Origin of the sequence: Kutzneria kofuensis (genome assembly GCF_014203355.1) — a bacterium.
GTDB lineage: Bacteria > Actinomycetota > Actinomycetes > Mycobacteriales > Pseudonocardiaceae > Kutzneria > Kutzneria kofuensis.
This window is the reverse complement of sequence record NZ_JACHIR010000003.1, coordinates 353,522-367,099: the sequence shown is the minus strand read 5'-3', so window position 1 is coordinate 367,099 and position 13,578 is coordinate 353,522. Positions and strand designations below refer to the sequence as shown.

Sequence of the window (13,578 nt, the reverse complement as noted above, 5' to 3'; positions counted from 1 at the left end):
CCGCACGCTGCCACCATCGGAGCGGGCCCGAATCCGCCGTTCAGAGGGTGCCCATCGCCACTACCCCGCGGCGCAGGGCCTTGACCGCCTCGGCGGCCGTCGCGCCGACCGGCTCGCCCTTGCCGACCACGTCCCGCAGCTGGTCGAGCAGGTCGATCACCTGCCGGCACCAGCGCACGAAGTCGCCCGCCGACACCTCCTGTCCGTTGGTCTCGGCCGCCGTGAGGACCTTCTCCAGCGCCTCGCCACGGGCCCAGCGGTACACCGGCCAGGCGAAGCCGGTGTCCGGCTGCCGCGTGCGGTCCAGCTTGTGGCGGCGTTCGTCGTCCTCGATCGACGCCCACAGCCGCATGGTCTCCTGCATCGCCGCCGCCACCTCCGGCGTGGGCAGCCGCGGGTCCATCGGGCCGTCCCGGCGGGCCTCGAACACCAGCGACGACACGACCGCCGCCAGCTCCGGGACCGTCAGGCTCTCCCAGACGCCGTGCCGCAGGCACTCCGCCGCCAGCAGGTCCGACTCGCTGTACAGGCGGGCCAGCCGACGGCCGTCCGACGTGACGCCGTCGCCGTTGGCCTCCAGGTAGCCGCGCTCCCGGAGCAGGCCGCGGATGCGGTCGAACGCCCGGGCCAGGGAGTGCGTGGTGGACGCGACCTGGCGTTCGAGGCGCTCGGTCTCGGCCAGCAGCCGGTGGTAGCGCTCGGCCCAGCGGGCGTGCGCCTCCCGGTCGCTGCACCCGTGGCACGGGTGGGCACGCATGGCCCGGCGCAGCGCCGCCAGCTCGACGTCGTCATGCGCGTCGGCCCGACCGCGGCGGCCCTGCCGGTGCGGCGGGGTGATCCCCGTCTCACGGAGGCTGGCGGCCAGGTCCCGGCGGATGCGCGGAGACCGCCAGTCGACGTTCTTCGGCAGCCGCATCCGACCCAGTGCCTCCACCGGGGCCGGGAAGTCGGCCACCGACAGCGTGCCGGCCCAGCGGTCCTCGGTCAGCACGAACGGTCGGGGCTCGCCCAGCGGGTCCAGGCCCGGGTCGATCACCACGGCGATGCCCGACCGGCGACCCGACGGCACCGCGATGACGTCGCCCTTGCGCAGCCGCTCCAGCGACTCGGCCGCCGCCGCGCGGCGGGTGGCGCTGTTCTGCCGGGACAGCGCCTTCTCCCGGTCGGTGAGCTTGCGGCGCAGCTCGGCGTACTCGCTGAAGTCGCCGAGATGGCAGGTCATGGACTTGGCGTAGCCGGCGAGCGCCTCCTTGCCGCGCTCGATCCGGCGGGCCAGGCCCACCACCGAGCGGTCGGCCTGGAACTGGGCGAAGGACTGCTCCAGCATCTCCCGGGCCGCCTGCGCGCCGACCTGGTGCACCAGGTTGACGGCCATGTTGTAGCCGGGCCGGAAGCTGGAGCGCAGTGGATAGGTGCGGGTGGAGGCCAGGCCGCCGACCTGCTTGGGGTCGATGCCCGGCTGCCACACCACGACGGCGTGGCCCTCCACGTCGATGCCGCGCCGGCCGGCCCGCCCCGTGAGCTGCGTGTACTCCCCCGGCGTGAGGTCGACGTGCGCCTCGCCGTTGTACTTGACCAGCTTCTCCAGCACGACCGTGCGCGCCGGCATGTTGATGCCCAGCGCCAGCGTCTCCGTGGCGAAGACGACCTTGACCAGGCCGCGGACGAACAGCTCCTCGACGGTCTCCTTGAACGCCGGCAGCAGGCCGGCGTGGTGGCTGGCGATGCCCCGCTCCAGGGCCTCCCGCCACTCCCAGTAGCCGAGGACCATCAGGTCGCCCTCGGGCAGGTCCTTCGTGCGCTCGTCGATGATGCCGCGGATGACCTCGACGTCCTCCGGGGACGTCAGCCGCATGCCGGCCCGGACGCACTGCGTGACGGCCGCCTCACAGCCGGCGCGGCTGAACACGAAGTCGATCGCCGGCAGCAGGCCGGCCTGTTCCAGGCGGCCGACCACGTCCACCCGTGACGGCGGGCGGAACCGCGGACCACCGCCCCTGGCCCGGGCGGCTCGGGGGCCGCGGCCGTGGCTGAACGGCACGTGGTGACGGCCCAGCTCCTCGGCCCGGCGCAGCAGCGTCGGGTTGATCCGGGCCTCGTTGCCGCCGTCGTCGGCGAACAGGTCGATGACCCGGCCGCCCAGCATCATGTGCTGCCACAGCGGCACCGGGCGGTGCTCGTCGACGACGACAGCGGTGTCGCCGCGGACCTCGACCAGCCACTCGCCGAACTCCTCGGCGTTGCTGACCGTCGCGGACAGGCCCACCACCTTCACCGTCTCCGGCAGGTGCAGGATCACCTCCTCCCACACCGCGCCGCGGAACCGGTCCGCCAGGTAGTGGATCTCGTCCATCACCACGAAGGCGAGGTTGTCCAGGGTCGAGGAGCCCGCGTAGAGCATGTTGCGGAGCACCTCGGTGGTCATCACCACCACCGGGGAGTCGCCGTTGATCGAGGAGTCACCCGTCAGCAGGCCCACCTTGTCGGCGCCGTAGCGCGCGGTCAGGTCGGCGAACTTCTGGTTGGACAGCGCCTTGATCGGCGTCGTGTAGAAGCACTTCGCGCCCTGGCCCAGCGCGAGGTGCACGGCGAACTCGCCGACCACGGTCTTGCCCGCCCCGGTCGGGGCGCAGACCAGCACGCCGTGCCCGTCCTCGAGGGCCTCGCAGGCCTCGCGCTGGAACGGGTCGAGTTCGAAGGAGAGCACCGAGACGAAGTCGGTCAGCCGGGGCCGGGCGGCGCGGCGCTTGGACGCCGCGTATGCCTCGGCCGGGGACCGGCCCGGTGATGCGCTGGAAGCCACGACACCAGAGTTTCATACAAGCCCGACAGTTGCGTCCAAGATCTACACGGGCGTGGTCCCAAACTGTCAGGGGTTGTTGTCAAGATGTCCCCGTGCGGGTTGCCGTGGTGCCCATCGACGCAGGTGGGGCGTTGACGCAGGAGCTGACCGAGGACGGTGAGCCGGTCGGCGCCGCGCGCGCCTGGGACGACCTCGTGGCGGCGGTCGCGGAGGTGGAGCAGGAGTCGGCGCCCCGCTGGGTGTGGGCGCACACGATGGACATCTATCCCCGCCTGCTGGCCGCCGGGGTGCGGGTGGAGCGCTGCCACGACGTGGAACTGACCGAGACGCTCCTCCTGGGATATATCGGTCGGTGGGGCGAGCCGCGGAGCGTGCCGGCGGCGTGGGCGCGGCTGACCGGCGGGCCGGTGCCGGCGGACAAACCGCCCCGGTCCCGGGACACCCAGCCGACCCTGTTCGACGCGGAGCAGCCGGCGGACCCGCTGGGCGGGGCGGATCCGCTGGACGTGCTGGTCGCCGTGCACGCATCGCAGCTGCGGCGGATCGATGAGACGGCGCTGCCGGGGCGGTTCCGGCTGCTCGTGGCGGCGGAGTCGGCGGGCGCGTTGGCGGCGGCGGAGATGGGGCACGTGGGACTGCCGTGGCGGGCGGACGTGCACTCGGCGCTGCTCACGGAGATCTTGGGGGCGCGTCAGGCGTACGGGGTGCCGCCACGGAAGCTGGGCGAGCTGTCCGAGCGGATCGCGGCGGCGCTCGGCGACCACCGGCTGCACCCGGACTCGCCGGCCGAGGTGCTCAAGGCGTTCGCGCGGGTCGGCATCCGGCTGTCGTCCACCCGGTCGTGGGTGCTGAAGGAAGTGGATCACCCGGCGGTGCCGCTGCTGCTGGAGTACAAGGAGCTGTACCGGATCTACACCGCGCACGGCTGGGCCTGGCTGTCGGCGTGGGTGCACGACGGCCGGTTCCGGCCCGAGTACGTGCCCGGCGGCGTCGTGTCCGGGCGATGGGCCACCCGCGGCGGCGGGGCGCTGCAGATCCACAAGCGGGTCCGGCGGGCGGCGATCGCCGATCCCGGGTGGGTCCTCGTGGTCGCGGACGCCGGACAGTTGGAGCCGCGGGTGCTGGCGGCGCTGGCCGGTGACGACAAACTGGCGCGGGCGGGCAGTTCCGGCGACCTGTACCGGGCGCTCGCCGACGAGGCGTTCGGCGGGGACCGGCCGCGAGCCAAGATCGGCATGCTGGCCGCGCTGTACGGGCAGACCAGCGGCGAGGCCGGGGCGCTGGTCGCCGCGTTGCGGCGGAAGTTCCCTCGGGCCGTCGACTACGTGGAGAAGGCCGCGCAGGTCGGCGAGTCCGGCGGGTTGGTGCGGTCGTGGCTGGGGCGCACCTGTCCCCCGGCGACGTCGGGGTGGACCGGGGGCTCGTTGGACCCCGAGCCCGTCGAGGAGGTCGCCGACTCCGGCGCCCGGAATCGGGCACGGGGGCGGTTCACCCGGAACTTCGTGGTGCAGGCCAGCGCCGCCGACTGGGCGTTGGCGCTGCTGGCGACGTTGCGGACCGCGCTGACCGGTGTCGGCGTCGAGGGGGCGCGGCCGGAGTTGGTGTTCTTCCAGCACGACGAGGTGATCGTGCACTGCCGGGCCGAGGACGCCGCCGAGGTGACGACCGTGCTCGAACAGGCGGCCGCGACGGCCGGCCGCGTCGTCTTCGGCGACACGCCGGCCCGGTTTCCGCTGGATATCGCCGCCGTCGAGTGCTACGCCGACGCCAAATAGGAGAATGCGTTCGTGACAGCAACACCGATCCGGCTGGGTGTCATCGGTCTCGGCGTGATGGGCCGCCGCACCTTCGACCAGGCCCTCCAGCATCCCGACTTCGTCGTCACGCGGGCGGCCGACGCCAATCCCGCGGTCGTAGCGGCATTGCGGGCCGAGCATCCCGACGTCGCCTTCGTCGCACCGACCGAGGTCGTGGACGGCGTGGACGCGATCTACGTGGCGACTCCGCCTTCCCTGCACGCCCAGTACGCGCTGCAGGCGCTTCGCGCCGGCGTCGCCGTGTTCTGCGAGAAGCCGCTGGCCGTGGACCTCGCCGAGGGGCGGGAGATGGTCGCCGCGGGCGGGGTGACCGCCGTGAACTTCCCGCTGTCCAACACGAACGCGACCCTGTACCTGGAGAAGGCGATCCCGGACGCCGGTCGGCTGCTCGGCGTGGACGTGCGGATGACGTTTCCGCAGTGGCCGCGGCCGTTCCAGGCGCCGGCGGCGTGGGTCGGCGAGCGGGCCGAGGGCGGCTTCATCCGGGAGGTGTTCTCCCACTTCGCCTATCTGACGGACCGCCTGGTCGGCCCGGTGCGAACCGTTCAGGCCACTGTGGACTATCCGGCCGAGGGAAGCGAGGTCGCCGCACGGGGTCTGCTGCGCGCCGGCGACGTGTCCGTGCAGGTGTCGGGATACGCTGGCGTCGCCGCCGCGGAGAGCTACGAGTGGATCCTGTGGGGCACCAAGCGTTCCTACCGGCTGCGAAACTGGGTCCACCTGTCCACTTCCGACGGTGGGCCGTGGACGCCGGTCGAGCTCAGCGGTGACGGCACCGGCGCCGAGTCGACCCGGCTCTCCCTGTTCGCGCAGGCGATTCGGGGAACCCGTCCGGCGGACCTCGCCGACTTCGCCGACGCCTTGCGGGTGCAGGAGGCGGTCGAGGCCTTCTACGCGTGAGTCACCAGCGTCCGCGGTGCACGATCTGGTCGAGCGCCTCGTGGAAGGGTGTTCAGGCCGGCAACCGATCCTGAACACCCTTCCGCCACGACTAGATTGCGCTCAGAACGCCCGCGCCCCAGCCGTCACCGTCCCGGTGCACGGCCCGCGCCTTCAGGATCACGTTCAGCAGCACCGGCGACACCCACTTCCCGCCGAACTCCTGCCTGGTCAGCGCCGCGACACCGGCGGAGCTCGGAGTGGCCGCCGACGTGCCGTAGAAGCGGCAGTCACCTGCCTTCACCGCAGGGCAGGTCCCCGAGCCGAACGGACCGACACCGCTGACCTGAACACCGTCGCTCGCCGTGTAGCTCGGCGCCGGGGCCGTCCGCGCGTGCCCGCCGGGGACACCCTTGCACGGGCCGATTCCCTTGCCCGGGCAGTGGGTCGTGGTGATCAACTGCACGGGGCCGGCCGCGCTGTAGGCCTCCAGCGGGCTGGTCGTCGGGTCGACGGAGACGCTCGCGTTGGTGGCCGCCGCGCTCGTGGCGTAGCCCAGGTAGTTGGAGTCCGGGTTCAGCGAGCCCGCGCGGTCCGGCGGGTCGATGGTCTGCACGCCGGACGACAGGGCGCGCCAGCGCAGGTCGAGGGTGGGCACGGCCCGGGCCGACGAGGTGCCGGCCACGTCCACCACGAGCCGCGCCGCCTGGGCCACGCCGGTGGTGTTGGTGTACGTGAACTGCTCCAGCGTGTCGCCGACGCCGTTGGCCTGCTTGGCGTTGCTCCACGCCAGGCAGTTGCCGGCCGCGTCCACCAGGTAGAGGTTGAGGTCGGTGAAACCGCCCTGGCCCGTGGTCGGGTAGACCGCGCGCGGCTCGCTCCACTGCAGCGTCGGCATCACCGAGGCGCCGGGCAGCAGGTTGAGGTTGTACGTGTTGTCCGTGCCGCGCAGGTCCACCGTGTTGTGGATCGGCGACGGGCAGTTGGTCTGCGGACTGGCCTGGTCGTCGGGGGTGCGTCCGGTGCCCTTCGCGGGGACGCGCGGGGCGTGCCGGTTGCCGAGGTTGCCGGCCGACGAGGAGACCCAGATGCCGTGCTTGGCCAGGGACTCCGCGGTGGTCGCGCCCAGGCCCTGCTGGAAGGCGGGCTCGTCGTCGAAGGCCAGGTCCTCGGTGATGATCGTGGCGCCCGCGGCCGCGAGGTCGTGGAAGCCCTTGACGTAGTCGGCCAGGGTTTCGCCGCTGGTGGCGTACATCAGCTTCGCGTCCGGCGCGATGTCGTGGACGATCTCCATCATCGCCGTGCCCTCGTCGTCGTCGTACGAGGCCTGGCTGAGCACCTTCACGTCGGCGGGCAGCTCACCGCGGGCGATGGCGTCGGCGACGTGGTCGACATCCCCCGACATCACGCCGACCGTCTCGCCCCACCCGGTCAGGCCGCGCTGCTGGGCGACGTCCGCCTTGTGCAGCTTGACGGCCTCCGCCGTGCTCGGTCCGACGTCCGTGACCGGCCGCAGGCTCGGCCGGAGCGTCGCCACCCACGGCAGCGCGGCCACCGCGTCGAGCTTGTCGGCCGGCACGACCGTGCTGACCAGACCGGCGTTCGGCAGGTCAGCCCCCGGAACCGGGGCGAGCTTGGCCGCGTTGGTCTTCACGGTCACGCCGAGCGACCGCAGCTGGTTCTCCTGGTCCGCGGTCACCGGGTCGGCGGCGTACACCTGGACGCCGATGCCGGCCTGGTCGACCTCCACCGTGTTCGCGGACAGCTGTCTGGCCCTGGCCACACCCAGATGGGCGACCTGATCGGCCTGCTGCCGCAGCATCGACGGGACCTTGTACGACGTGTCCTCGGCCGCCGTCGCCGGTGCCCCCGTCACCGTGAGCAAGGGTGCCACCAGCACGACGCCGGCCACGAGCGCGCGTAACCGCCCTGTCATATTCCCTCCTCAGAGTCACCCGTTGGGGGCACTCTATGAGCGGGTATGACCACCGGGAACCGGCCATTCGTCGGGTTGATCCCTTTCCCGACGGGGCTTCGCTACACGGACCGCCAAAGCCGTGGCCGATGGTTACATCGATCCCCGTTGCTTCACCGACCTCAGTGCGACCCCTGCAGCTCGCTGCAGATGAGGCGGTGGATCTCCGCCGGCGGCGGGAACTCCTGCGCCAGCGCGTCGCCCAGCGCGCTGGCAGAGGCGCCGGGCTCGGGCCGCACCTTCACCACCGCCGGCATCGCCTCCGGCCGCGCCGTCCTGAGCACGTCCGGCTGGTCCTTGAACAGCTGCAGGAACTCTTCGTACGACTGCTGCTTGGTCTGCGTGTCCGACTCGGCGTCGGGGTGGCTGGCCCGAACCTTGGCCTGCGCCTGGGATAACTCGTCGTCGGTGTGGAGGTAGATGTCCACCTCGTCCGGCTTCAGGCACCGCTGCGTGCCGGTCGCCCGGGTCGACGTCGTCACCGAGGACCAGACCATCAGCCCGATCCCCACGACCGCCGCCACGCCGAGGGCAACGGCCATCACCACGTACTTCGTGCGCACGAAAGGCCACTCTGTCACGGCCGGGGCGGCCGCGTCCCGGGATTCAGGAGCCGGCCGCCTCGGCCGAGATCGCGTCGAGCAGCTCGGCCATCCGGTCCAGCGTCTCCTTCTGCTCGGCCAGGTCGTACTCGCCCGCCAGCTCCCGCGGATCGTGGTGGCCGACGAAAGCCAACCCCGGCCCGTCCTCCCAGACCAGCATCCGCAGCGGCAGGTCGAGGCCGACGCGCGGATCGGCGGCCATCAGCGGCGTGCCCGCGTGCGGGTTGCCGAAGACCACCACGTTGATCGGCGGCAGTTCGAGCTCGGCCTGCCGCGCGTGCTCGGCGTGGTCGATGTGGGCGAAGATCGTCAGCTTGCGGTGCTCGATCGCGGCGATCAGCCGGGCGACGGTGGATCTCTGGCCGAGAGTGCTCTTCCGGATCATCACGGGCCCAGTCTCCACCCCGGGCCGGGGTCTGTCGCGACGGGTGAAACCGGTCATGATCGGCAATACTCGCCGGCGTGGTGATCGTGACCGGGGTGGCGGCGCTGGCGTGGCTGTATCTGCTGTTGGCGCACGGGGGCTTCTGGCGGACGGCATGGCGCCTGCCGGCGGGCGGGGCGCCGGAGAGGTGGCCGGCGGTGGTGGCGGTGGTGCCGGCCCGGGACGAGGCCGACATCCTGCCGGAGACGCTGCCGACGCTGCTGGGGCAGGACTATCCGGGGCCGTTCCGAGTGGTGTTGGTGGACGACGCGAGCACGGACGGGACGGCGGAGGCAGCGCTGGCGGTGGGCACGGGGCGGCTGGACATCGTGCGCAGTGAGGGACCGCCGCCGGGGTGGGCGGGCAAGGTGGCGGCGATGGCGACGGGGGTTGGCGCCGCCAGCGACGGGGAGTACCTGCTGTTCACGGACGCCGACATCGCGCATCCGCCGGACGGGGTGCGGAAGCTGGTGGCGGCGGCTTTGGCCGACGACCGGGCGCTGGTGTCGCAGATGGCGTTGCTGCGTACGGAAACCGTGTGGGAGCGGCTGATCGTGCCGGCGTTCGTCTACTTCTTCAGTCTGCTGTACCCGTTCGGCAAGGTGAACGACCCGAGGTCCCGCGTGGGGGCGGCGGCGGGCGGCTGCATGTTGGTGCGGCAGGAGGCGCTGGCGGCGGCCGGCGGGCTGGCGGCGATCAAGGACGCCCTGATCGACGACGTGGCGTTCGGGCGGTTGATCAAGCGGGGCGGCCACCGGACCTGGCTGGGGCTGACGACGTCGATCACGAGCCGGCGGCCGTACCCGAGGCTGGCCGACCTGTGGACCATGGTGGCCCGCTCGGCGTACACACAGCTGCGGAAGTCACCGCTGCTGCTGACCGGGTGCGTGCTCGGGCTGCTGCTGATCTTCGTGGCGCCGCCGCTGGCGGTGGTGGTCGGCCCGACGGACGTACGGCTGCTGGGACTACTCGGTTGGGTGGTCATGGCGGGCACGTATTTGCCTATGTTGAGGTTCTACCGGTTGCCGGTGTGGCTGGCGCCGGCGCTGCCGGTCGTCGCGGTGCTGTACACGGCGATGACGGTCGACTCGGCACGCCGGCACTGGCTGGGCAGGGGCGGCGCGTGGAAGGGACGTACCGCGAAAACCTGCCAGTAGTTGTCAGGTACCTAGGTGAGGATGAGCGCATGGCAACACTGATGACTCCCCCGACCGGCAATGACGAGCGTGCGGCTCTCCTGCTGTTCCTGACCACGCAGCGCAACGCGCTGATCGCCAGCGTGCACGGGCTGACCGACGCGGACGCCGGCAAGACGACCACCGCCAGCGAACTGTCGGTGCTCGCGCTGCTGCGGCACGCCATCCGGACCGAGCGCCGCTGGATCCTCGCCGGCCTCGACGGCCAGGACCTGCCCGGCGAGTGGCCGCCGTCGGACTGGTCGAAGGAGTTCGTGCTCGGCCCCGAGGACACCGTCGCCGGCCACATCGCCACCTACCGCGAGACGGCCGCGCGCACCGAGGAGATCGTCAACGCGCTGCCGTCGCTGGACGTCATGTGCCGCAACAAGCTCGCCCCGCAGTGGAACGCCCGCTGGGTGCTGCTGCACCTGATCGAGGAGATCGCCCGGCACGCCGGCCACGCCGACATCATCCGCGAGTCCCTGGACGGCGCGAAGGCCCCGGACCTGGTCGACGCGGTCAACGCCGCCGGGGCAGAATAGGCGGATGGCGTACGACCTCGGGGATCACCTGGTCGTCGGGGTCGCCTCCAGCGCGCTGTTCGACCTCGCCGACTCCGACCGGGTGTTCCGGGAGGACGGCGAGGAGGCGTACCGGCGTTTCCAGGAGGAGCACCGCGACGAGCCGCTGAAGACCGGGGTCGCGTACCCGTTCGTGCGCAGGCTGTTGTCGCTCAATGACATCAGCCCGGTGGACGTCATCGTGCTGTCGCAGAACGACCCCGACACCGGGCTTCGCGTGATGAGGTCGATCGCGCATCACCAACTGCCGATCTCGCGGGCGATCTTCACCCAGGGGCGTGCGCCGTACCGGTTCATGCCGGCGCTGAACATGTGCCTTTTCCTGTCCGCCAACGAGAAGGACGTGCGGCAGGCCGTCGACATGGGCCTGCCGGCCGGCCGAGTCCTGGACTCCACCTTCGTCGACGACGAGGACGACGAGCTGCGGATCGCCTTCGACTTCGACGGCGTGCTGGCGAGCGACGAGTCGGAGCGGGTGATGCAGGCGGAGGGGCTGGACGGCTTCCAGAGCCACGAGGCCGCCAACGCCGTCACGCCGCTGGAACCGGGACCGCTGCAGAACTTCCTCGCGGCGGTGTACCGGATCCAGCGGCGCGAGGAGCAGCACCGGCTGGCCAACCCGTCCTACCGCAACCGGGTTCGGGTCTCCATCGTCACGGCCCGCGGCGCGCCCGCGCACGAGCGGGCCGTGCTGAGCCTCAAGCGCTGGGGCGTGATGGTCAATGACGCGTTTTTCCTTGGCGGCGTGGGGAAAGCGGCGATCCTGGACGTGTTGAAGCCGCACATCTTCTTCGACGACCAGCCGCTGAACCTCACCTCGCGGGAGGTGCCGGGCGTGCACGTGCCGTTCGGGGTGATCAACGAATCAGCCGACTGAGCACGTGCGGCAGCGGCTGGTCCGCGTCGAGCGGCCGGGCGTCGACCACGGCCTTGTTGTCGAAGACCGCCATGGCGTGGTCGGCCGGCAGAGCGTTGAACCAGCGGCGCAGCAGGTACGACCGGCCGGCCTCGGTCGGTGTGCCGGTGAGGCGCAGCCTGGCCATGCCGCCGTCGGGAAAGACGTCCAACCGCACGTGCTTCACGGGGCGGTCGCCGTCGAGTACGAAGCGGTGGCGGGTGTCGGGCTGAAGCCGGGTCTTGGGCAGCAGCTCGAACCACGAGCCGGGGTCGTCGACGCGGTCGCCGCAGCCGCTGAGCGAAGCCCAGCCGGGGGCGTTGCCCTTGAAGTGGCTGGTGTCGAGCTCGGCCAGGGTGACAACGCCCTCGGCGGCCAGCCGGAGCAGCACCCAGTCGTTGCCGTCGTCCCGGCGGCGGGCGGTCTCCCAGCCGTCGCCCATCACGGCGGCCAGGCCGGGGGAGATCAGGTTGGTGGGCTTGGAGTAGAAGACGTTGCTGGCGTCGAGGATCTCGCCGCCGTTCTCCAGCGCGGCCAGGTCGACGGTGCCCACCAGCAGGCGCGGGTCGGCGACCGGATCACCGTGCACGCGGAGCCGGGCGACGCCGCCGTCGGGGTAGATGGTGAGCCGGACATGGGTCCACCGCCGGTCGGAGTCGACGTCGAAGACGTTCTCGGCGTCGCCGGCCAGCTTGGCCCGGGAGACGATGGGGTGCCACTGCACCAGGGCCAGCTCGGCCGGACTCGGATAGCCCTCGAGGGCGCAGGCCTCGACGGACGCCTCGGGCGGGTAGTTGCCTGTGAAGAACGCGGTGTCGACGATGACGCCCCGCACGACGCCGGGCACGCCGAGGCGGACGATGGCCTGGTCGACGCCCGGTTCCCGGCGCCGCCGGGTCTCCCAGCCGTCGTAGACCTGGCCCTTGTGCCCGAACGTGTGGGTCTGGAACACGGGCGGTTCCGGCTTGATCAGGTTCTCCCGTTCCGCGAAGAACTCGTCGTTCGCCCACGGCACGCCGCCGCCCAACCGGCGGGAGGCGAGGTCGGGAAGCGCGGTCCAAGCCGGTGTCATGAATCTCCTCTGGTCAACAGCTGTCCGAACGGGTCGGTCCCGGTGACCTCGCGGCCGCGCAGCCAGGTGGTGCGCACGACGCCGATCAGGTCCCGACCGTGATAGGGGGTGACGGGATTGCGGTGGGCGAGCTTGTGCACGTCGACGGTGAACGGCTCGTCGGGCGCGAACACGCTCAGGTCGGCATCGGCGCCGACGGCAAGGCGCCCCTTGCGGGCGAATCCAGCCAGCAAGGCGGGATTCGTGGCCATCCACGAGACGACGTGGGACAGGTCGTGGCCGCGCCGACGGGCCTCGGTCCAGACGGCCGGCAGCCCGAGCTGGAGGCTGGCGACGCCGCCCCACGCGTGCCCGAAGTCGCCGGTGTCCAGGAGTTTCAGGTCCTCGGTGCACGGCGAGTGGTCGCTGACCACGCAGTCGATCACGCCGTCGGCCAGCCCCTGCCAGAGCGCGTCCCGGTTGGCCTCCTCACGGATCGGCGGGCAGCACTTGAACTGGGTCGCGCCGTCGGGGATGGCCTCGGCGTGGAACGACAGATAGTGCGGGCACGTCTCGGCGGTGACGGGCAGCCCCTCGGCCTTGGCGTCGGCGATCAGCGGCAGCGCGTCGGCCGAGGACAGGTGCAGGATGTGCACGCGGGCCCCGGTCCGGCGGGCCAACGTGATCACGGCCTTGATCGCCTCGTTCTCGGCCCGCCGGGGCCGGGAGGCGAGGAAGTCGCGGTAGCGGCGGCCGCACGAGGGCGGCGCGGCGTCGATGACCTCGGCGTCCTCGGCGTGCACGATCATCAGCCCGTCGAACTCCCGCAGCACCCGCAGCGCGTCGGCCAGCTCGAAGTGGGTCAGCGGCGGGAACTCCGGCACGCCGGAGTCCAGCAGGAAGCACTTGAAGCCGAACACGCCGGCCTCGTGCAGCCGAGGCAGCGAAGCCAGGTTGCCCGGCACGGCCCCGCCCCAGAACCCGACGTCGATGTGCACCCGGCCGTCCGCCGCCTTGCGCTTGACCTGCAACGCGTCCGGGTCGACGGTCGGCGGCAGGCTGTTCAGCGGCATGTCGACGATCGTCGTGACGCCGCCGGCCGCGGCCGCACGGGTCGCGGTGTCGAAGCCCTCCCATTCGCTGCGGCCGGGATCGTTGACATGCACATGCGTGTCGACCAAGCCCGGCAGTAGCACCTCGTCGTCGCCGAGCTGCACGGTTCTCGCCGCCGGTATCGACGTCCCCAGCGGCTCCACCGCGGCGATCCGCCCGTCCCGCACGCCGACCGCGACCGGAACGATGCCCGCGGGCGTGACCGCGCGAGCCGCCAGCAGTGTCAGATCCATTGTGGACATGGGATCCTCCTCGCCACC

General features: G+C 71.9%; 11 protein-coding genes. 5 read left to right on the top strand and 6 right to left on the bottom strand.

The features are described 5' to 3' along the window. Positions 1-40 precede the first annotated feature (40 nt). Positions 41-2,803 (bottom strand): DEAD/DEAH box helicase, encoded by a 2,763-nt coding sequence (locus tag BJ998_RS43740; RefSeq protein WP_184870059.1) that lies wholly within the window; start codon positions 2,801-2,803, stop codon positions 41-43. A gap of 92 nt (positions 2,804-2,895) precedes the next feature. On the opposite strand from BJ998_RS43740, the gene BJ998_RS43735 reads away from it, so the two are divergent. After that, positions 2,896-4,578 carry a bifunctional 3'-5' exonuclease/DNA polymerase gene (locus BJ998_RS43735; RefSeq protein ID WP_312890671.1) on the top strand — a complete coding sequence of 561 codons (1,683 nt, stop codon included), beginning with the start codon at positions 2,896-2,898 and terminating at the stop codon, positions 4,576-4,578. 12 nt (positions 4,579-4,590) lie between these two features. Further along, positions 4,591-5,520 (top strand): Gfo/Idh/MocA family protein, encoded by a 930-nt coding sequence (locus BJ998_RS43730; RefSeq protein ID WP_184870058.1) that lies wholly within the window; start codon positions 4,591-4,593, stop codon positions 5,518-5,520. A 91-nt stretch (positions 5,521-5,611) separates the two neighbouring features. On the opposite strand, the gene BJ998_RS43725 is transcribed toward BJ998_RS43730, so the two are convergent. The 3 genes from BJ998_RS43725 to BJ998_RS43715 form a co-directional block, all read right to left on the bottom strand. Then, complete coding sequence (locus BJ998_RS43725) at positions 5,612-7,435, bottom strand: S8 family serine peptidase (RefSeq protein ID WP_184870057.1); 1,824 nt, start codon at positions 7,433-7,435, stop codon at positions 5,612-5,614. A 161-nt stretch (positions 7,436-7,596) separates the two neighbouring features. Then, complete coding sequence (locus tag BJ998_RS43720) at positions 7,597-8,037, bottom strand: permease-like cell division protein FtsX (protein ID WP_184870056.1); 441 nt, start codon at positions 8,035-8,037, stop codon at positions 7,597-7,599. Between the two features lie 43 nt (positions 8,038-8,080). Continuing rightward, the gene (locus BJ998_RS43715; protein ID WP_246490162.1) at positions 8,081-8,461 is read right to left on the bottom strand and encodes a DUF302 domain-containing protein; all 381 of its coding nucleotides are present in this window, start codon (positions 8,459-8,461) and stop codon (positions 8,081-8,083) included. Positions 8,462-8,538: 77 nt separating this feature from the next. Between BJ998_RS43715 and BJ998_RS43710 the strand changes: the two genes are divergently transcribed. Genes BJ998_RS43710 through BJ998_RS43700 form a run of 3 tightly spaced genes read left to right on the top strand, consistent with a single transcriptional unit; the run spans position 8,539 to position 11,136 of the window. After that, entirely contained in the window at positions 8,539-9,657 is a 1,119-nt protein-coding gene (locus tag BJ998_RS43710) for a glycosyltransferase (RefSeq protein ID WP_184870054.1), read from the top strand. Positions 9,658-9,686: 29 nt separating this feature from the next. Beyond that, entirely contained in the window at positions 9,687-10,220 is a 534-nt protein-coding gene (locus BJ998_RS43705) for a DinB family protein (RefSeq protein WP_184870053.1), read from the top strand. 4 nt (positions 10,221-10,224) lie between these two features. Then, positions 10,225-11,136: a 5'-nucleotidase gene (locus BJ998_RS43700; protein ID WP_184870052.1), complete on the top strand. Its 912-nt coding sequence runs from the start codon at positions 10,225-10,227 to the stop codon at positions 11,134-11,136. On the opposite strand, the gene alc is transcribed toward BJ998_RS43700, so the two are convergent. After that, entirely contained in the window at positions 11,117-12,226 is a 1,110-nt protein-coding gene (alc, locus tag BJ998_RS43695) for an allantoicase (protein WP_184870051.1), read from the bottom strand. The genes BJ998_RS43700 and alc overlap by 20 nt on opposite strands. Next, positions 12,223-13,551, bottom strand: a complete 1,329-nt coding sequence (gene allB, locus BJ998_RS43690; protein WP_184870297.1) for an allantoinase AllB — start codon at positions 13,549-13,551, stop codon at positions 12,223-12,225. The genes alc and allB overlap by 4 nt, the downstream gene beginning before the upstream one ends. Positions 13,552-13,578 lie beyond the last annotated feature (27 nt).

Bases quoted from the DNA above. Each gene is read 5' to 3' on its own strand.
- BJ998_RS43725 (WP_184870057.1), bottom strand. From the start codon at position 7,435: ATGACAGGGCGGTTACGCGCGCTCGTGGCCGGCGTCGTGCTGGTGGCA.
- BJ998_RS43715 (WP_246490162.1), bottom strand. From the start codon at position 8,461: ATGATCCGGAAGAGCACTCTCGGCCAGAGATCCACCGTCGCCCGGCTG.
- BJ998_RS43705 (WP_184870053.1), top strand. From the start codon at position 9,687: ATGGCAACACTGATGACTCCCCCGACCGGCAATGACGAGCGTGCGGCT.
- BJ998_RS43700 (WP_184870052.1), top strand. From the start codon at position 10,225: ATGGCGTACGACCTCGGGGATCACCTGGTCGTCGGGGTCGCCTCCAGC.
- alc (WP_184870051.1), bottom strand. From the start codon at position 12,226: ATGACACCGGCTTGGACCGCGCTTCCCGACCTCGCCTCCCGCCGGTTG.
- allB (WP_184870297.1), bottom strand. From the start codon at position 13,551: ATGGATCTGACACTGCTGGCGGCTCGCGCGGTCACGCCCGCGGGCATC.